A 17,298-nucleotide genomic window follows, 5' to 3' on the forward strand; every position below is an offset into this window, starting at 1 on the left:
CGATGCGCGTCGCGCTGTTCGTCACGTGCCTCGCCGACGCGATGTTCCCGCAGGTCGGCCGGGCCACGGTGGAGCTGCTCGAGCGGCTGGGCCACGAGGTGGTGTTCCCCGAGGCGCAGACCTGTTGCGGGCAGATGCACATCAACACGGGGTACCAGCGGCAGGCCTTGAAACTCGTCGAGCACCACATGCGCACGTTCGAGCCCTACGAGGCGATCGTCGCACCGTCGGGCTCCTGCGTCGGCTCGGTGCGCCACCAGCACGCGGCCGTCGCCGAGCGGGCCGGCAAGCGCCAGCTCGCGGCGCGCGCCGACGAGGTGGCCGCGCGCACCTACGAGCTGTCGGAGTTCCTGGTCGACGTGCTCGGCGTGACCGACGTCGGCGCCTACTACCCGCACCGGGTGACCTACCACCCGACCTGCCACTCGCTGCGCATGCTGCGCGTCGGCGACCGCCCGCTGCGGCTGCTGCGCGCGGTGCGCGGCCTCGACCTGGCCGAGCTGCCCGACGCCGAGCAGTGCTGCGGCTTCGGCGGCACGTTCGCGCTGAAGAACGCCGACACCTCGGCCGCGATGCTCGCCGACAAGCTGCGCAACGTGCTGTCCACCTCCCCCGACGTCGTCTCGGCCGGCGACTCCTCCTGCCTGATGCACATCGGCGGCGGGCTGTCGCGGCTGTCGGTGGGCACCCGTCCGGTACACCTCGCGGAAATCCTGGCGGCGACGGCATGAGCACCTTTCTCGGCATGCCGGCGGTCGCCCCGCGCGGGGTCGGCCGGCTCCGCGGCGACGAGCCCTTCCCCGCCGCGGCCCGCACCGCCCTGGCCAACGACCAGCTGCGGCGCAACCTCGGCCACGCCACCCGCACCATCCGCGCCCGGCGCGGCGCGGTCGTCGCCGAGGTGCCCGACTGGGAGGAGCTGCGCCGGGCCGGCGAGGCGCTCAAGGCCTCGGCCATGGCCCGCCTGCCCGAGCTGCTCGTCCAGCTGGAGGAGCAGGTCACCGCCCGCGGCGGCACCGTGCACTGGGCGCGCGACGCCAACGAGGCCAATGCCATTGTCACGGATTTGGTCCGCCGCACCGGCGCCGACGAGGTCGTCAAGGTCAAGTCGATGGTGACCCAGGAGATCGGCCTCAACGAGGCGCTCGAGGCCGCCGGCATCGCCGCCTGGGAGACCGACCTGGCCGAGCTCATCGTCCAGCTCGGCCACGACCGCCCGTCGCACATCGTGGTCCCGGCGATCCACCGCAACCGCACCGAGATCCGCGACATCTTCCTGCGCGAGATGCCCGACGCGCCCGCCGACCTCACCGACGAGCCGCGCCGGCTGGCCATGGCCGCCCGCGAGCACCTGCGCCGCAAGTTCCTCTCCGCCCGGGTGGCCGTCTCCGGCGCCAACTTCGCCGTGGCCGAGACCGGCACCCTGGCCGTGGTGGAGTCCGAGGGCAACGCCCGCATGTGCCTGACCCTGCCGCAGACGCTGATCACCGTGATGGGCATCGAGAAGGTCGTGCCGGCCTGGACCGACCTCGAGGTGTTCCTGCAGCTGCTGCCGCGCTCGGCGACCGGCGAGCGGATGAACCCCTACACGTCGCTGTGGACAGGCGTCACCCCCGGCGACGGCCCGCAGGAGTTCCACCTGGTCCTGCTCGACAACGGCCGCACGGCCGTGCTCGCCGACGAGGTGGGCCGCTCCGCCCTGCACTGCATCCGGTGCGCCGCCTGCCTCAACGTCTGCCCGGTGTACGAGCGGACCGGCGGGCACGCCTACGGCTCGGTGTACCCGGGCCCGATCGGCGCCGTCCTCAGCCCCCAGCTCACCGGCGTCGAGGACAACGCGTCGCTGCCCTTCGCCTCCAGCCTGTGCGGGGCCTGCTTCGACGCCTGCCCGGTGCGCATCGACATCCCGACGCTGCTGGTCCACCTGCGCGCCAAGCACGTCGAGGAGCACGGCCCCTCCCCCGAGGCGATCTCCATGGCCGCCGTCTCCTGGGCGATGGCCGGCCCCGGCCGCTTCCGCGGCGGCGAGCGCCTCATGCGCCTCGGCCGGCTGCTGGGCCGCCGCCGCGACCGGATCTCCGCCCTGCCGCCCCCGCTGTCGGCCTGGACGGCGAGCCGCGACCTGCCCCGACCTCCCGCCCAGACCTTCCGCGAATGGTGGCGGTCCCGCAATGGCTGACGATCCCCGGTCCGTGGTGCTGGCCCGGATCCGCACCGCCCTCGGCTCCTCCCCCACCGCACCCGAGGTCCCCCGCGACTACCGCCGCGCGGACCTGTCGGTGCCGGGCGACCTCGCGCTGCTCGCCGACCGGCTGGAGGACTACAAGGCCACCGTCGTGCACACCACACCGGAGTCGCTCGCGACCGACCTGGCCAAGGCCGTCGACGGCGTCGCCCCGCTGATCGTGCCGCCCGGCCTGCCCTTCGAGGTGCCCGGCGCCACCGTCGACGACGGCACGCTGGACGCCCACGCCCTGGACGCCTTCGCCGGGGTGGTCACCGGCTGCGCCGCGGCGGTCGCGGAGACCGGCACGATCGCCCTGGACGGCTCCCCCGACCAGGGCCGGCGGGCCATCACGCTGGTGCCGGACCGGCACTACTGCGTGGTCCGCGCCGACCAGGTCGTGCAGACCGTCCCCGACCTGCTGGCCCGCCTCACCCCCACCCGCCCGCTGACCCTGGTCAGCGGCCCGTCAGCCACCAGCGACATCGAACTGAGCCGCGTCGAGGGCGTCCACGGACCACGAACGTTGGTGGTGTTCCTGGTTCGGTAGCCCGACTACTACACTGCGCTACGTTGCGATTTGTCTGCATGGTGTACGGTGGGGATTCACCGGTCACCGCACCCGCCGGCCTAGCCCGTGTAGCAGTGCATCGAGGGTCTCGTCATCGGCCCAGCCATAGATCGACAGCATTCCGTCGACCGCCACGGTGACCTCCAGCCGATCCGGGTCGGCGAGCACCGGCCTGGTCGGCCTCCTCCGAGCCACCTGGGCCGACCCCGTCAGCACCGGGCAGCCGCCCCGCCGATTCGTGGACTTCCTGACCCGGGACGTGTCCGCGCCAGTCAGATGAACCGGTCGGCCATCGTGGCTCTTCGCAGCCGCAGAACGGGGTCCGGGTCAGGCGCTGGCCTGGTTGGCGGCCCGCGCTTAGATGTGCCCATGGATCTGTCGATCGTCGGCGTGCCGGATGAGGAGCTGGTGCGGGCGGCCCGGGCCGGTGACGTGGCAGCGTTCGTCATGCTTACCGAGCGGCATCGAGCGGCCATGCGCGCCACGGCGGTCGCGCTGCTCGGCTACGTCGACGAGGTCGATGACGCGATGCAGGATGCCATGCTTCTCGCGTTCCGGCGGCTGCCGCAGTTGCGCGACCCCGCGTCGGTCGGAGCCTGGTTGAAGGCGATCATTCGCAACGTGTGCCGTGGGTGGTTGCGGCTCCAGCGGCCGGTGCCGGTGGCCGAACCCCGGTTGTTGCTGCCGTCCGCCGGGGAGCCCGGGCCGGAGGAGACGGTGGACCGCGGCGCCACCCGGGACTGGATGTGGCATGCCCTCAATGCGCTTTCCACGCCGATCCGGGAGGCGATGGTGTTGCGCTACTTCACGCGCTTCTCCTCCTACCAGCACATCGCCCAGCTGTGCGGCGTCGGGGTGGACACGGTGGGCGGCCGTTTGCGGGACGGCCGTCGTGCGCTGGCCGGCAGCCTGCGGGAATCGGCCGGGGATGCGTACGCTTCGGCCGACGCCGAGGCCGCGTGGTACCGGCGGCAGGCCGAGCACCTCGACGCGACGCTGCACGACGGAAGCCATCGCCGGGTCATCGAGGACTGGTGCCGGCCCGACATGTCGGTGGTGGTGCTCGGCGGCCTGGCCGGCGACCGCTCGACGTTGCTGTCACAGATCGAGACGACGAGTAACGCAGGCGTCGAAACCCGTCTGCACGACGCCGTCGGCAGCCGGGACGTGATCGTGTGGGAGAAGGACTTCCTCAATCCACCCGACGATCCCGAGCACTGCCCGCCCCGGACGGCGTGGCTGCTACGCCTGCGGGACGGCAAGGTCGCCCGCCTGGGCATCGCCTACGGGACCACCGCGCGCGGGTGAGACCCGGATCACTGGGTGCACGACGCAGAAAGGCCGCGCTGCCGACATCTTGTTCCGACGGTGCCCGGTCCGCGGGCACCCGAGGAGATGGGGACGTGTCGTGCCGATCAATCAGAACAATGGGCCGCGAACGCTCGTAGCAGGCGCCGCGGGTGCGGCGCTGTTCATCCTGCTGTTCCTGGTCAACGACGTGGTCAAGCCGGGCTACGACCCGGTGCGGGACGCCGTCAGCGAGGCCGAGATCGGTCGCGGCGGCTGGCTCCAGATCACCAACTTCATCGTCTCCGGGTTGCTCATCGCCGGCTCCTCGGTCGCGGTGTCGCGGGCCGTGAGCCGCTGGACCGGCCGGCTCGTGGCGCTGGTCGGGGCGGGTCTCACCCTCGCCGGAGTCTTCGTGTCCGACCCGGTGCCCACCAACCAGAACACCTGGCACGGCATCATTCACGACATCGTCGGGACGCTCAGCTCGGCCGCCTTGATCATCGCCTGTTTCACAGCCGCCCGGTGGCGCCCGACCGCCCGGTGGCGCGGCTACTGCATCCTGGTCGGCGTCGCCATGCCGGTCGTGCTCATGATCGGCGTTGCGGCCCCCGAGACACTGGGAATCTGGCAGCGCCTGACCAACCTGCTCGGCTGGACATGGCTCACGACGCTGGAACTACGGGCAGCGCGCTCTGACAAGTTGGCGCGGCCCGGCGCCGGATGGTCGACGTCGGGGAACCGGCCCGCCGGTTCGCGGACCTCCTGACAGCAGCTGCGCCAGGTCATGGCGGAAACCCGACCCTAACGGCGGCGGGGAGATCCGCGCTGTCGCTTTCTTGTACTCAACCGTGCACAGCTATCGTCAGAACGGTGAAAGCCCATCAGGAGTTGGCCGGCTTCATCTGGTCGGTCGCCGACCTGCTGCGCGGTGACTACAAACAGTCGGAGTACGGCAAGGTGATCCTCCCGCTGACCGTGCTGCGCCGCCTCGACTGCGTGATGGAGCCGACCCGCCAGGATCTGTCGTTCTCCAACACGTCGAAGCAGAGCTTCGCCACCATCGGCGCCTCCGCCCCCGACGCGGCCCGGAACCTGCGCGACTACATCAACGGCTTCTCGGCCAACGCCCGCGAAATCATCGACAAGTACGAGTTCGAGACGCAGATCGTCCGGCTCGCGAATGCCAAGCTGCTGTATCCGGTGGTGCGGCGTTTCGCCGACCTCGACCTGAGCCCGGCCCGGGTCGACAACCACCAGATGGGGTACGTCTTCGAGGAGCTGATCCGGCGGTTCTCGGAAATCTCCAACGAGACGGCCGGTGAGCACTTCACCCCGCGCGAGGTCATCCGGCTGATGGTCCACCTGCTGGTCGGCCCGGACGCCGACCGCCGCACCGGCCCGGGCGACGTCATCACCATTCTCGACCCCGCCTGCGGTACCGGCGGCATGCTCTCCGCCGCGGAGGAGCTCATCACGTCGCTCAACCCGCACGCCGACGTCAAGCTGTTCGGCCAGGAGATCAACGCGGAGTCCTACGCGATCTGCCGCTCCGACATGATGCTCAAGGGCCAGGACCCGTCGAACATCGTCTTCGGCAACTCCTTCAGCGACGACCGGCACGCGGGCCCGTTCGACTACATGCTCGCCAATCCGCCGTTCGGCGTGGAATGGAAGAAGGTCAAGGACGCCGTCGAAGCGGAGGCGAAGCTCGGCCACGCCGGCCGCTTCGGCGCCGGCCTGCCCCGCATCAACGACGGCTCCCTCCTGTTCCTGCAGCACATGCTGTCGAAGATGGAAACCCCGGAGAAGGGCGGCTCCCGCATTGCCATCGTCTTCAACGGCTCCCCGCTGTTCACCGGCGCCGCCGAATCCGGAGAATCCGGCATCCGCCGCTGGATTCTGGAGAACGACTACCTCGAAGGCGTCGTCGGCCTGCCCGACCAGTTGTTCTACAACACCGGCATCTCGACGTACTTCTGGATTCTCTCCAACCGCAAGCCGGACGCCCTCAAGGGCAAGGTCATCCTCCTCGACGCCCGCGACCAGTGGGTCAAGATGCGCAAGAGCCTCGGCGACAAGCGCAAAATGATCTCCGACGACCAGATCGCCTCCATCACCCGCCTCTACGCCGAAGCCGCCGGCACCGCCGACCGCGATCACGCCCGGGTGAAGGTCATCGACACGACGGACTTCGGCTACCGCCGCATCACCGTCGAACGCCCGCTCAAGCTCCGCTTCGAGATCACCGAAGACACCCTCGCCGCTCTGGCCGAGGCAAGGCCCCTGGCCCGCTACGACCACCGCGACGCCCTCATCGGCGCCTTCAAGCCTCTGCTCGGCACTGCCTGGGCCACAAAGTCAGAGGCGACGAGCGCCCTGCACGCCGCGGCCGCAGCCGCCGGTACCTCATGGCCCGGCACCGCGGTCGAAAAGGGCATCTGGGACGCCGTCTCGATCAGCGACCCCGGCGGCGAGGTCCAAATGGCGAAAGGCGCCGTCCTCCCGGACCCGGACCTCCGCGACTACGAAAACGTCCCTCTCACCGAAGACATCGAGGCGTACTTCACCCGCGAAGTCCGGCCCCACGTCCCGGACGCCTGGATCGAGGCGAGCAAGACGAAGGTCGGCTACGAGATTCCCTTCACCCGCCACTTCCACGTCTACAAGCCCCCGCGGCCCCTCGCCCAGATCGACGCGGAACTGCGCGAGCTCGAGTCCCAGATCCAGGCACTGCTCAACGAGGTGGTCTCGTGAGTACCCGAGCCTGGAGGGCGGCACGGCTCAAGCACATGGTGCAACGCGTCCGAAACGGCGTGTGGGGCGAAGATCCGCACGAGAACGGATCGGACGTCGCGTGTGTCAGAGCCGCCGACTTCGACCGCCAGCGCCTGCGAGTCAAAGCCGACGGCCTGCCGTTCCGGTACGTCGACGGAAATGCGCTTGCCGCGCACCGGCTCGTTCCCGGAGATCTCATCCTGGAGAAGTCGGGCGGCGGCGAACGGCAGCCGGTCGGCGCCGCCGTCCTGTTCGACCTCGACATTGCCGCGGTGTGCTCGAACTTCTGCGCCCGGCTCCGGCCGGCGAATGACATAGATCCGCGATTTCTCAACTATTCGCTGGCGGCCGCCTACTACCTCGGCATCTCCGAGCGCAGCGTCAAGCAGACGACGGGCATCCAGAACCTCGACACGGACGAGTTCCTGGCGACCCGCTGGTCCTACCCGGACGCCGGGGAGCAGCGGCGGATCGCCGACTTCCTCGACGCCGAAACGGCCCGCATCGACCGGCTGCAAGACTCCCTGCACGCGGTCCTCGCCCTCCTTACGGAACGCGACGCGGCCACCTGCGACGCGGCATTTGCCGGCTCGGCCCGGCGGGTGCAGCTCCGGCGGATCGTGACCCGCTGGATCGACTATCGGGGCGCCACGCCGACCAAGACCAGCACCGGCGTCCCACTGATCACCGCGAGAAACCTGTCCGGCGGGCGGATCGATCACGAGCGCTCCCCGGAATACATCAGCGCCGACGACTACCGGGACTGGATGCGTCGCGGCCTGCCGCGCCCCGGTGACGTGCTGCTGACCACCGAGGCCCCGCTCGGGGAAGTCGCGATCCTGCAGGACGCCGGCGTAGCGCTGGCGCAGCGCATCATCCTGATGCGGACCGGCGAGCAACTCCCCGGACAGTGGATCTACTGGTATTTCCGATCCCCACTGGGAAAGTCCGAGCTGCTCAAGCGCGCGACCGGTTCCACCGCCCTGGGCATCAAGGCCGACACCCTCAGGTCGGTGCCGATACCGACGTTCGACAACGCGCAGATGCGGCAGCGGATCGAACACATCGAGTCACGGTTCCGCGACACCGATCGCCTGCGCGTGCCGGTACGCCGGCAGCTGGACCTGCTGCGCGAACGGCGGCAGGCGCTCATCACTTCGGCGGTAACCGGGCAGTCGGACCTTTCGGGTTATCGGCGGTAGGACCAGTGCCAAGGCTCCCGGGGCGTCGTCTCGGCGAAGCCGAAGCGCCCGGCGTTGGCCCGCATCCAGGACTGTGCGCGGGCGTCGAGGTCCAGGTCGACGGCGAGTCCCCAGCCGTGGTCGCTGGTGCCGGGGCGCGCGGCGAGGCCGCCCTGGGCGTAGAGGCCCTTGCGGCGGGCGAGGTCGACCTGCTCGGCGTAGGGGCGGTACGAGTCGGTGATGCCGATGTTCACGCCGTCCTCACGGGCCGCCCGCATGAGCGCATCGAGGGCGGTGGCCGCGGGCGCCCAGAGCCGGTGCCCGGTGCCGCCCACCGGCTGCAGCGCGCTCTCCGGGATGCGGCCGTTGCCGTACCGTGCCAGCTCGACCGGCACCCCGTCGGCCGTCTTCGCGGTCGCGAGGCTGCCCTCCAGCACCTGCTGGAACGCGGGCCCGGCGCTCGGGGACGGGCGGAACGCGGCGATCCGCGCCCGGATCTCGCCGACGCGGCCGGCGATCGCGGCGACGCCCGTGACATCCACACCGGGAACCCTACCGGCCTGGGGGGAGATCTGTGGATTTTTGTCAGGTTCCTCGGGTTCCGGACGATCTGCACCGTGTGAGCGATGCGGCGGATCCGGGCGAGGGAAATGTGAAGGGCACGGTCGGCTCGCGCCGGGACCGCCGCCACCGGTAATCTCAGCGGTTTGAGGGAGCATGCAGCGGCCATGGCCGACGAGCGAGCGGACCGGCCGGGCGGCGACGCGGCCGGCGGACCGGTGGTGCTGACGTTCGCCGAGCTGGAGTTCGTGCTGCGCTCTGCCGGGGAGCGGGGTGTCGACGTCGACGGCGTGCGGCGGCGGCTCAACTTCCAGCCCGGCGTCTCCACCGATATCGTGGTCGCGGCCGGCGTGGCGTCGCTGGTCGCGCGGGAGCTGTGCCGGTTGGAGGGCAGCCGCGTCGTGCCGGGCGAGTTCGTCCAGTGCGCGATCGCGGCGCTGTCGACCCGGCACACGACCACCGAGGCGGCCGGCTGGCTCGACGAGCGGCCGGTCGTGGTGCACCTGTTCAGCGGCGTCACCGGGCGGCTCGCCGTCTACCCGGGGTCGTACGGTCTGTTCTCGGTCGAGCTCATCGACGCCGCCGAGCCGCTGTCCGGCCCGGTGCTGCGCTTCCTCGACCTGTGCACGGCCGGCGGCGCCGCGGCGACGGTGCTGGTCCGCACGCAAGCAGGCGATGGGGCGGAGGCGGGCGTGGCGGTGGCCCGCAGCGCGGCCGGCGCCTGGTTCATGTCCGACTCGTTGGAACGTCCGGACCCGGGCCGCCCGATCGGCCGCGCCGCGGTCGTGGCCCGGCTGCTGGACTTGCTCTGTTGTGATGGCGCACCGGTCGGTATCTGAATCGCGGTGGAGGGCTGATGGCGAACATCCGGGCCGGTGCGGCGACGGACGTGGGCAAGGTGCGGCGGCGCAACGAGGACAGCGCGCTCGTCGGCACCAGTGTGTTCGCGGTCGCCGACGGGATGGGCGGCCACGCGGCCGGCGACGTGGCGAGCCGGCTGGCGGTGGCGGCGCTGGAGCGCCTCGACGAGGTGGCCAACCCCGGCCCGCTCGACGTGCGCGACGAGATCGTGCAGGCCAACGCCGACATCCTGGCCGCGGCGGTGGCCGACCCGACCCAGGGCGGCATGGGCACCACGGCGGCCGGCCTGTGCCTGGGCCTGATCGAGGGCGACGAGTGCTGGATCGTCTTCAATGTCGGAGATTCCCGGGTGTACCGCTATGCCACCGGCGCTCTGGACCAGCTCACGGTCGACCACGTGGCCCCCGAGGCGGTGACCATGCGCCGCGGCGTGATCACCCGGGCACTGGGCACCGAGCCGGGCCCGCGGCCGGACCTGTGGGTGCGCACGGCGGTGCCCGGCGAGCGCTTCCTGGTCTGCTCCGACGGCCTGCCGCTGGAGGTCGGCGACGACGAGATCGCCGAGGTCCTCGGCGCGGTCGAGGATCCGGAGCGGGCGGCCGAGGAGTTGGTACGCCGAGCGGTCCAGGCCGGCGGCCGGGACAACGTCACCGTCGTCGTCGTGGACCACGTGGCCTAGCGCCAGCGCATGCCGACACCGGTGGCCGGGTAGATCTCCTCCTTCTCGCCGATCCGCACCACGAGCAAGGGCACCCCGTCGGGCAGCCCAAGCTCTTCCCGCTCCCGGGGCGTGGGCATCCGCGCTCCCACGATGCCCTCCGCCGGCACGTCGACCACTTCCGGCGGCGCGGCGTCGCCGCCGCGGGCCGGCCGCTGCTCGACCGGCCCGACCCGCACGACGTTGTCACGCCCGAGGAACAGCAACCCTTCGCGGCGCAGCAGCCGCAGCGCCTTGAGCGCCGTGTCACGCCCGGCACCATGGTCACGGGCGAGCCGGTCAGCACTGGGCACCGGCTCTCCCGGGGCAAGCGCACCGGACGCGATCCGCGCACGCAAGGCATCAGCAAGCTCGTGGTAACGGGCCACCGCGCCAATGTAGCCAAGTGGCCACACGAAAGCCAGCGCCGGCCGTCAATCCGCCACAACGCGCCGCCCCCACACAGCCGGCGCTGCACGCCCTGGAGCGTGGCGCAGCGACCAGAAGTCTCCGCGATCATGCCCCACCGACGGCCGACACCAACGGTTTTTCATGATCACGGAGCGTTGATGTACACCCGCGTACCATAAGTCTCCGGGATCATGGGAAACCCGCTGCGCGGCTGCGGCGACGCGCATGATCACGGAGACATTCGTCCGCCCGATGCCGCCTCAATCGGATATTTCGCTCGCCGGGCGAAATATCCGAAATGTGCGCCGGACCGGGCCGCGCCGGGCCCCGCGCCGGGCCCCGCGCCGGGCCCCGGGCTGCCCGAAAGACGGCGTCGATGACCGCCGTGCCCAAGCGGCGGCCGACGACGGCCAGCCCGCGGTGGCGCCAGCTGCCGCCGGAGGGACGCCCACGACGCTCAGGCCGCAGTGGCCGCCTGCGCGACGGCCAGCCCGCGGTGGCCGCCGGCTACCACCGGAGCGACGCCCACGACGGCCGGGCTGCGGTGGCCGCCGGAGCGGCCACCGCGATCAGACGCTGGGCGCCTCATCCGTCAACGCCAGCGGGCGTGACGGCGCCACGCCGAAAAAGCAGTGCGGGCGGGGGCGGTCAGGCGGTTGGGGACGGGGTGCGGCGGTAGGCGAGCACGCCGACCACCAGGCCGGCCAGGCCCAGGATCAGGCCGGCGATGCCAAGGCCGATCGCCGTGCCGTTGTTCGACGACGAGCCGGAGTCGGCGGTGAGGGCCGGGGCGGCCGAGGAGGTGGTGGACGCGGCGGTCGTGTCGGCCTTCTTCGACAGCTTCAGCACGGGGGCCGGGTGCTCGGCCTCGGCGCCGGCGGCGGGCTCGTCGATCCAGCGGACGACCTCGCCGCTGGAGTAGGTCTGCAGCGCCTTGAAGACGATCTGGTCGGTCTGCGGCAGGGGGCCCAGCGACACGTCGAACTCCTGGAACTGGCCCGGCTTGATCGCCGAGTTGGCGTCCGCGGTCCAGGTGACCTTCGAGATCGCCTCGGTGACCTCGCCGTCGTCGGTCTTGATCGGGGTGGCGAGCTTCGAGGTCTCCGTGGCCGCCGTCCAGCCCTGCACCGGCTTGACCGACACCGACGCGATCGGCTTGTCGGTCGGGATCGCCACCTCCAGCTTGGTCGTGCTGGCGTCGTCGCGCTCGTTCGGCACGCGGAACGTCACCTTCGTGTAGCCGCCCTGCACGGCCGTGTTCGGGTTGACGGTGACGTGCGCGCCCGCCATGGCGGGGAAGGCGAGCGCCGCGATGGCGGCCGCGGCGGCGGCGACACCGGCGCGGACCACGTGGGTCAGGCGCATCTGGGGGGTTCCTCTCGGGTACCGGGGAATGTGTCAGGCGGATAGTCGCCAGCTATCCCCGCGAAGTTCCCGAAACCAGCCGAAGGTCCCCCGGATCGGCGTACGCCGTGCCGATCGCCGTCACCCCGAACAGCCCGACCGCCAGCACGTGCACCGCCGTGCACCACAGGCAGATCGCGTTGAGGGTGAACAGCTCGGCGAAGACCAGGTAGAAGACGAAGAGGACGCCGACGGCGGAGAGGCCCAGCCGGAGGTACCGCAGCCACGGCAGACTCGAGCGCCACAGCGCGGGCAGCGACAGGACCAGCATCGCCACGAAATAGACCAGGCCGAGCACGGCCACCGGGATCCCGAACACCGCCGACTGCTCGGAGGTGGTCACCTTGACGCAGTTGAGTGCGCCGGTCTCCGGGCAGGCCAGGGTGCTGGACGAGGTGAAGTGTTCGATGGTGAGGTACACCGAGACGCCCAGCCCGGCAATGGCGAGCACCAGCGACGTCAGCGGTACCCAAGGCTGCACCAGCGAACGGTCGAGCTCGATCTCACTTGCCGACATTGGCGAACTCTCCCTGGAAGGCCGTCACGGCGGGGCTGGAGCACACGTCGGCGGGCTGGGCGCCGGTGAGCCTGCAGAAGAGGGCGGTGAGCGCGTTCGCGTTTCCGTTGATGGTACGGCCGAGCTGGCTGTTCGGGTCCTTGATGGCGTCGGCCACCTGGGCGTGCGTGTGGTTGGCCAGCAGCTGCGGGCTCAACGAGGCGCCGGCCTGCACGGCGCGGTTGCCGAAGTCCATGAACGGGATCGCGCCGGCGGAGTTCTGGTCGACGTACGGCGGCGCGTTGTATTTCTTCACGATCTGCTGCTGCTGATCGGTGAGCTTGTCCAGCGGCTCGTACTGGCGGTTCTTGCGCACGTTGGTGGTCTCCTCCACGCCCTGGAAGGCCAGGTACTGGCTGGTGTAGGTGGAGCCGTGGAAGGACAGCGTCGGCGTGTTGGGGTAGGTGTCGTCGGCCGCCGAGCGGCTCAGGCCGAGGCCGGAGAAGGTGCCGAACCGCGACAGCGCGACCACCACCGGCCAGCGCTGGGCGGCGCAGAACGGGCAGTACTCGGCGCCGATGTAGACGATCAGCGGCTTGCCGCCGTCGGTGAGGGCCGGCTGGCCGGTGATCACCTTCGGCGGCTCCGGGTTGCCGCCGTTGCCGACTTCGTCGAAGGTGGCCGCCGGAATCGACGTCACCGTGGCGATGACCTGCTCGGCCGCGGCGCCCGTGGGCGCGGCCGAGGGGGCCTCCCCGCCGCCGCCCGCGGCGCTGCCGACCTTGACCAGGATCATCACGACGAAGATCAGCAGGACGGCGGCAATGGCGGAATACGCCGTGCGCAACCGGCCGCGCCGGGCGTTGGCCCGCTCCTGGATCACTCGCATCCGGCGCGCGTATTCGCGCGAATCGCGTTGCCGTTTGGACACGCGGCCATCCTCCGTGGAAGTCAGTACTCCTGTTAGTCGCACGCGACGCCGGTCGGGTTCCCCGAAACGGGCGAAAGATCACCCTTCGGCGACTCATGGTAGGTGATTCGCCACGTGGCGGCCCCGGGCCGAAGGTCCCGGCGGCAAGGTCGCAGAGGACCTACAGTCAGCAGGACCATCGTCACGCACGGATGCGAAGGGGCGATTCGGACAACATGCACAGACGACACCTGCTCGCCGCCGCAGGCGGGGCCGTGGCCGGTGCGGCCGGGCTCGCCGGGACGGCCTCGGCCGGACCCGCCGCCGGGGACGCGCTGCGCCCCGGCAAGACCCGCCTCATCAGCCTGTCCCACGTCAACGACCCCGCGAAGACCAACATCTATCCCGGCGATCCCGAGTTCACGCTCGAGACCATCGCCACCATCCCGAACGAGGGGTACTACTTACAGTACGTCCGCGAGGGCGAGGCGACCGGCACGCACTGGGGCGCCCCGGGCCACTTCAACGCGGGCGAGCCCCTCGCCGACGACCTCGACCCCGAGGACCTGTTCCTGCCGGCGGTCAAGATCGACGTGCGGGACAAGTGCGCGCACAACGCCGACTACGCGCTGACCGTGAACGACGTGAAGCAGTGGGAGCAGCGGCACGGCCGGATCCCGAACGAGACCATGATCATCATGTGGACCGGCTGGGAGTACAAGTGGGGCACCCCGGCCTTCCCGAACTTCGACAGCGACGGCGTGCTGCACCAGCCCGGCTTCGCGCCCGAGACGATCCAGTGGTTCATCGACACCGGCCGCATCGGGCGCAACGGCGGCACCGGCATCGACACGTTCGGCCCGGACCTGGGCACCGACCCGAACTTCCTCGCCTCGCTGCTGATCTACCAACGGCACCGGATCAGCCTGGAGATCCTCGCCGGGCTGGCGGCCTTCCCGACCACCGGCGGATCGGTGCTCTGCGGCGGTTTCATCAACAAGCGTGGATCGGGCTCGACCGCGCTGATCTACGGCGTCATCCCGCCCGGCGTGCACGCCTGAGCGAGCACGGGCCGGTGCCTTCGGGTGCCGGCCCGATTGACGTAAGGAGTGCCGCACTCCTAGTGTCTGACGTGTGACGGTGTGAGGGAAGCTGGTGCAAGTCCAGCACGGTCGCGCCACTGTGAGCCGCTCCCGCGGCGAGTCAGGTCACTCCCCCGTCACGATGCCCCATCCACGCGAGGGACGCACGATCCCTGAAGGAGGCCCACCGATGAGCTCCATGTCCGGCGCCGAGGCGCCCCAGGCGACCACCACGCCGCTGGTCCTGCCCATCTCCCGCTCGCTGTTCTGGCTCGGCGGCACCGCGCTGCTCGCCCTGCTGGTCTACTACTTCATCGGCATCGACCAGGGCGCCGTGTCGATCTTCGGCAACGACGCGCACGTGCACGAGTTCGTCCACGACGGCCGCCACTTCCTCGGCTTCCCCTGCCACTGACCCTCCCGGTCAGCCGTCCGCCGGCCCCGGCGCCCTGCGCAGCACACAGTCGCCGCAGGTGCCGGCGCCGGGGATGCGGTAGTAGAGGCAGCAGTTGTGCCGGCGCAGGGCCTGCCCCTCGACGGTCGCCATGCCGGCCAGCGGCGGCCGGGTCAGCAGGCCCGCCACGATCGGCCAGGCGTCCGCGCCCAGCTGGCCGGCCGCCCCGCCCAGGGCCGACGCCACGTTGCCCCACAGCACGTGCGGCGAGAGCCGGAACCGGGCGCCGAACACCTCCGCCAGCGGCGCGACCAGGCCCAGGATCGCCACGTCGAACAGCTCCGCGGCGGGCCGCGGCGGCACCTCCCGGGCGGCGACGGGCAGCGGCCCGCCGGGCACCGGCCGCCACCACAGGTCCGCCGGGCCGGCCCCGCGCACCGGCCCGCCCAGCGCGTCCGACAGCGGCGGCGCGACCAGGCGCGAGGCCCAGCCGAGGAACAGCACCGAGGCGACCACCCGCTCCGGTACCGCCGCCTCGGCAAGACCGAACATCGCGGTCAATGCCTGCCGGGACACGCCGACCCGCTCCGCCACCACGTCCGGCTCCAGCAGCTGCGCGAACGGCCGCCAGCCCGAGCCGGGCTCGTAGGGCTCCCAGACGAAATACGGGTTCACGCCCGCACTGTAGAGCGTTGCCGGGCGGCCCTACCATCGAGCCGTGTTCTTCCGGCCCCGGGTGCTGCGGCTGCTGCCGCGATACCGCCGGCTCATGCGCGACGGCGCGCGGGCCAAGGCGGTCGTCGTGGAGTCCCGCGCGTGGTACGGCTCCGCCGGACCGGTCGCGCTCAACGCCCGTCTCCGGCTCGAGGTGCGCTTCCCCGACGGCGCCGGCGCGACGGTCAGCCGGGTCGTGCGCTACCGCGACCTCGGCGATCAGGACGTCGTCGGGTCCATCCTGCCGATGCGGTACGAGCCCGGCGACCGCTCCTACGTCGAGGTCGACCTGCCGGAGCTGCGCCGGTCGTACTCGGCGCGGATGGCGAAGCTCGACCGTGCCGCCGTCCGCGAGGCGAGGGCCAAGCTGCGGCGCCCGGGCAAATAGCCCGGGTTGGTTGAACCCGCAACGGCCTCGTGGTGTAGACCAGCGATGGGAGGCCGTCGAGAGGGGCTGTGCGTGACGCGCGACGAAGAGCTCATGACCGCGCTGTACACCGAACACTACGGTGTGTTGCTGGCCTTCGTCTCCCGGTACGAGCGGGACCGCCACCGCGCCGAGGACCTCGTGCAGGACACGCTCCTGCGCGCCTGGCGGCACATCGAGCGGATCGACGTCAGCCGGGACACGACCCGCGCGTACCTGCTCACCATCGCCCGCAACGTGGTGAGCAACGCCTGGCGGGCCGACCAGCGCCGGCCGAAGCTGGTCTCCGACCCCGACGCGGTCGCCGCCGCCGCCGACTCGGACAACGTCGACCAGATGGTCGAGGGCTGGCTGATCCACGCCGCGCTCGACCGCCTCTCCGCCGAGCACCGCGACGTCATCCGCTCGATGTACTACGACGGCCGCAGCGTCGCCGACACCGCCAAGCGCCTTTCGGTACCGGAGGGCACGGTCAAGTCGCGCGCGTACTACGCGGTGCGGACGCTGCGGGCGGTGTTCGAGGAGATGGGGGTCTTACGGTGACCGCCGGCCACGAGGCGCTGCGCCGGCTGCTCGGGGCCTACGTCCTGGGCGGCCTCGGCGACGCCGACCAGACCGCGGTCGACGCCCACCTGAGCACGTGCGCCGAGTGCCGGGCCGAGGCCGGGCGCCTGGCCGCCGTGCCGGAGCTGCTGCAACGCCTGCCCACCGGCCCCGCCGCCGCGCTCGAGCCGCCCTCGCGCGCCGGCCTGGACAGCTTCCTGCGCCGGGCCCGCCCCCGCCGCCTGCCGGTCATGGTCCTCTCCGCCGTCTGCGTGGTGCTCGCCGTCCTCGCCGGCGTGCTGGCGCTGCGCCCCGCCGCCCAGCCCCGCCCGCAGGCCCTCCCGCCCGCCTCCGCCTCCGCCACGGCCCAGCCCGGCACGGTGGTGCAGTTCGTCCCGGCCGGCGGCAGCGGCCTGTCCGGCCGGGCCACCCTGACCCCCCGCCAGTGGGGCGTGTCGGTCTCCCTCGAGCTCACCGGCCTGCCCGGCGACGGCCCCTTTGTCATGAAGGTCCTGGGCCGCGGCGGCCAGGCCGAGCAGGCCGCGTGCTGGGGCCGCACCAGCACGGCCCAGGCACGGGTGACCGGCGCCAGCTCCATCCAGCTCGCCAACGTCGACGCGGTGACGATCACCGACGACGACGGCCTCCTCCTCGGCGCCGCCCGCCTCTCCTAGAGCGTCGGCCAAGTATTCGTCGGATCTCTTCGGTGTGGCGCTGTTGAGGTGGCCAGCGCACGTGGTAGGCCGGGTTGGTGGGC

General features: G+C 71.4%; 21 protein-coding genes and 1 riboswitch. Of the genes, 14 read left to right on the forward strand and 7 right to left on the reverse strand.

What is annotated here, in order from left to right:
• Positions 1-2: 2 nt before the first annotated feature.
• From ACQPXD_RS44285 to ACQPXD_RS44295, 3 genes are read left to right on the forward strand one after another with little or no spacing between them, the layout of a single operon-like run.
• Positions 3-731 (forward strand): (Fe-S)-binding protein, encoded by a 729-nt coding sequence (locus ACQPXD_RS44285; protein WP_432829097.1) that lies wholly within the window; start codon positions 3-5, stop codon positions 729-731.
• Positions 728-2,179: a LutB/LldF family L-lactate oxidation iron-sulfur protein gene (locus ACQPXD_RS44290; RefSeq protein ID WP_432829099.1), complete on the forward strand. Its 1,452-nt coding sequence runs from the start codon at positions 728-730 to the stop codon at positions 2,177-2,179. The genes ACQPXD_RS44285 and ACQPXD_RS44290 overlap by 4 nt, the downstream gene beginning before the upstream one ends.
• Positions 2,172-2,774: a LutC/YkgG family protein gene (locus tag ACQPXD_RS44295; RefSeq protein ID WP_432829101.1), complete on the forward strand. Its 603-nt coding sequence runs from the start codon at positions 2,172-2,174 to the stop codon at positions 2,772-2,774. Before ACQPXD_RS44290 ends, ACQPXD_RS44295 begins: the two co-directional genes overlap by 8 nt.
• 63 nt (positions 2,775-2,837) lie before the next feature.
• Here ACQPXD_RS44295 and ACQPXD_RS44300 read toward each other — a convergent pair whose 3' ends face one another.
• The gene (locus ACQPXD_RS44300; RefSeq protein WP_432829103.1) at positions 2,838-2,963 is read right to left on the reverse strand and encodes a hypothetical protein; all 126 of its coding nucleotides are present in this window, start codon (positions 2,961-2,963) and stop codon (positions 2,838-2,840) included.
• A gap of 201 nt (positions 2,964-3,164) precedes the next feature.
• On the opposite strand from ACQPXD_RS44300, the gene ACQPXD_RS44305 reads away from it, so the two are divergent.
• From ACQPXD_RS44305 to ACQPXD_RS44320, 4 genes are all read left to right on the forward strand, one after another.
• Entirely contained in the window at positions 3,165-4,103 is a 939-nt protein-coding gene (locus tag ACQPXD_RS44305; protein ID WP_432829105.1) for an RNA polymerase sigma factor, read from the forward strand.
• Positions 4,104-4,203: 100 nt separating this feature from the next.
• Positions 4,204-4,851 carry a DUF998 domain-containing protein gene (locus tag ACQPXD_RS44310; RefSeq protein WP_432829107.1) on the forward strand — a complete coding sequence of 216 codons (648 nt, stop codon included), beginning with the start codon at positions 4,204-4,206 and terminating at the stop codon, positions 4,849-4,851.
• A gap of 104 nt (positions 4,852-4,955) precedes the next feature.
• Positions 4,956-6,839 (forward strand): type I restriction-modification system subunit M, encoded by a 1,884-nt coding sequence (locus ACQPXD_RS44315; RefSeq protein ID WP_432829109.1) that lies wholly within the window; start codon positions 4,956-4,958, stop codon positions 6,837-6,839.
• Positions 6,836-8,062 carry a restriction endonuclease subunit S gene (locus tag ACQPXD_RS44320; protein WP_432829111.1) on the forward strand — a complete coding sequence of 409 codons (1,227 nt, stop codon included), beginning with the start codon at positions 6,836-6,838 and terminating at the stop codon, positions 8,060-8,062. The genes ACQPXD_RS44315 and ACQPXD_RS44320 overlap by 4 nt, the downstream gene beginning before the upstream one ends.
• Here the strand turns inward: ACQPXD_RS44320 and ACQPXD_RS44325 are convergent.
• On the reverse strand, positions 8,050-8,583 hold the full coding sequence (locus ACQPXD_RS44325; RefSeq protein ID WP_432829113.1) for a M15 family metallopeptidase: 534 nt from the start codon (positions 8,581-8,583) through the stop codon (positions 8,050-8,052). The genes ACQPXD_RS44320 and ACQPXD_RS44325 overlap by 13 nt on opposite strands.
• A gap of 186 nt (positions 8,584-8,769) precedes the next feature.
• On the opposite strand from ACQPXD_RS44325, the gene ACQPXD_RS44330 reads away from it, so the two are divergent.
• Together ACQPXD_RS44330 and ACQPXD_RS44335 are read left to right on the forward strand one after the other, a co-directional pair.
• On the forward strand, positions 8,770-9,441 hold the full coding sequence (locus ACQPXD_RS44330; protein ID WP_432829115.1) for a hypothetical protein: 672 nt from the start codon (positions 8,770-8,772) through the stop codon (positions 9,439-9,441).
• Between the two features lie 17 nt (positions 9,442-9,458).
• On the forward strand, positions 9,459-10,142 hold the full coding sequence (locus ACQPXD_RS44335) for a PP2C family protein-serine/threonine phosphatase (protein ID WP_432829117.1): 684 nt from the start codon (positions 9,459-9,461) through the stop codon (positions 10,140-10,142).
• Here ACQPXD_RS44335 and ACQPXD_RS44340 read toward each other — a convergent pair.
• The 4 genes from ACQPXD_RS44340 to ACQPXD_RS44355 form a co-directional block, all read right to left on the reverse strand.
• The gene (locus ACQPXD_RS44340) at positions 10,139-10,576 is read right to left on the reverse strand and encodes a GntR family transcriptional regulator (protein WP_432829119.1); all 438 of its coding nucleotides are present in this window, start codon (positions 10,574-10,576) and stop codon (positions 10,139-10,141) included. The genes ACQPXD_RS44335 and ACQPXD_RS44340 overlap by 4 nt on opposite strands.
• Before the next feature lie 643 nt (positions 10,577-11,219).
• Entirely contained in the window at positions 11,220-11,936 is a 717-nt protein-coding gene (locus ACQPXD_RS44345) for a YcnI family protein (protein ID WP_432829121.1), read from the reverse strand.
• Between the two features lie 52 nt (positions 11,937-11,988).
• Positions 11,989-12,492 (reverse strand): vitamin K epoxide reductase family protein, encoded by a 504-nt coding sequence (locus tag ACQPXD_RS44350; protein WP_432829123.1) that lies wholly within the window; start codon positions 12,490-12,492, stop codon positions 11,989-11,991.
• The gene (locus ACQPXD_RS44355) at positions 12,479-13,360 is read right to left on the reverse strand and encodes a DUF929 family protein (RefSeq protein ID WP_432829125.1); all 882 of its coding nucleotides are present in this window, start codon (positions 13,358-13,360) and stop codon (positions 12,479-12,481) included. Before ACQPXD_RS44355 ends, ACQPXD_RS44350 begins: the two co-directional genes overlap by 14 nt.
• Before the next feature lie 257 nt (positions 13,361-13,617).
• On the opposite strand from ACQPXD_RS44355, the gene ACQPXD_RS44360 reads away from it, so the two are divergent.
• Positions 13,618-14,442: a cyclase family protein gene (locus ACQPXD_RS44360; RefSeq protein WP_432829127.1), complete on the forward strand. Its 825-nt coding sequence runs from the start codon at positions 13,618-13,620 to the stop codon at positions 14,440-14,442.
• A 73-nt stretch (positions 14,443-14,515) separates the two neighbouring features.
• Positions 14,516-14,604: riboswitch (adenosylcobalamin (AdoCbl) riboswitch) on the forward strand.
• A 49-nt stretch (positions 14,605-14,653) separates the two neighbouring features.
• Positions 14,654-14,878, forward strand: a complete 225-nt coding sequence (locus ACQPXD_RS44365; protein WP_432829129.1) for a CbtB domain-containing protein — start codon at positions 14,654-14,656, stop codon at positions 14,876-14,878.
• Positions 14,879-14,887: 9 nt separating this feature from the next.
• Here the strand turns inward: ACQPXD_RS44365 and ACQPXD_RS44370 are convergent, their stop codons facing one another.
• Positions 14,888-15,532: a (2Fe-2S)-binding protein gene (locus ACQPXD_RS44370; protein WP_432829130.1), complete on the reverse strand. Its 645-nt coding sequence runs from the start codon at positions 15,530-15,532 to the stop codon at positions 14,888-14,890.
• Positions 15,533-15,575: 43 nt separating this feature from the next.
• Between ACQPXD_RS44370 and ACQPXD_RS44375 the strand changes: the two genes are divergently transcribed.
• From ACQPXD_RS44375 to ACQPXD_RS44385, 3 genes are all read left to right on the forward strand, one after another.
• Positions 15,576-15,959, forward strand: a complete 384-nt coding sequence (locus tag ACQPXD_RS44375) for a hypothetical protein (RefSeq protein ID WP_432829131.1) — start codon at positions 15,576-15,578, stop codon at positions 15,957-15,959.
• Between the two features lie 72 nt (positions 15,960-16,031).
• On the forward strand, positions 16,032-16,541 hold the full coding sequence (locus ACQPXD_RS44380; protein ID WP_432829133.1) for a sigma-70 family RNA polymerase sigma factor: 510 nt from the start codon (positions 16,032-16,034) through the stop codon (positions 16,539-16,541).
• Positions 16,538-17,215, forward strand: coding sequence for a zf-HC2 domain-containing protein (locus ACQPXD_RS44385; RefSeq protein ID WP_432829135.1), 678 nt, complete (start codon positions 16,538-16,540; stop codon positions 17,213-17,215). Before ACQPXD_RS44380 ends, ACQPXD_RS44385 begins: the two co-directional genes overlap by 4 nt.
• Positions 17,216-17,298 lie beyond the last annotated feature (83 nt).

It is taken from the genome of Dactylosporangium sp. CA-092794, assembly GCF_050948465.1.
Taxonomy (GTDB): domain Bacteria; phylum Actinomycetota; class Actinomycetes; order Mycobacteriales; family Micromonosporaceae; genus Dactylosporangium.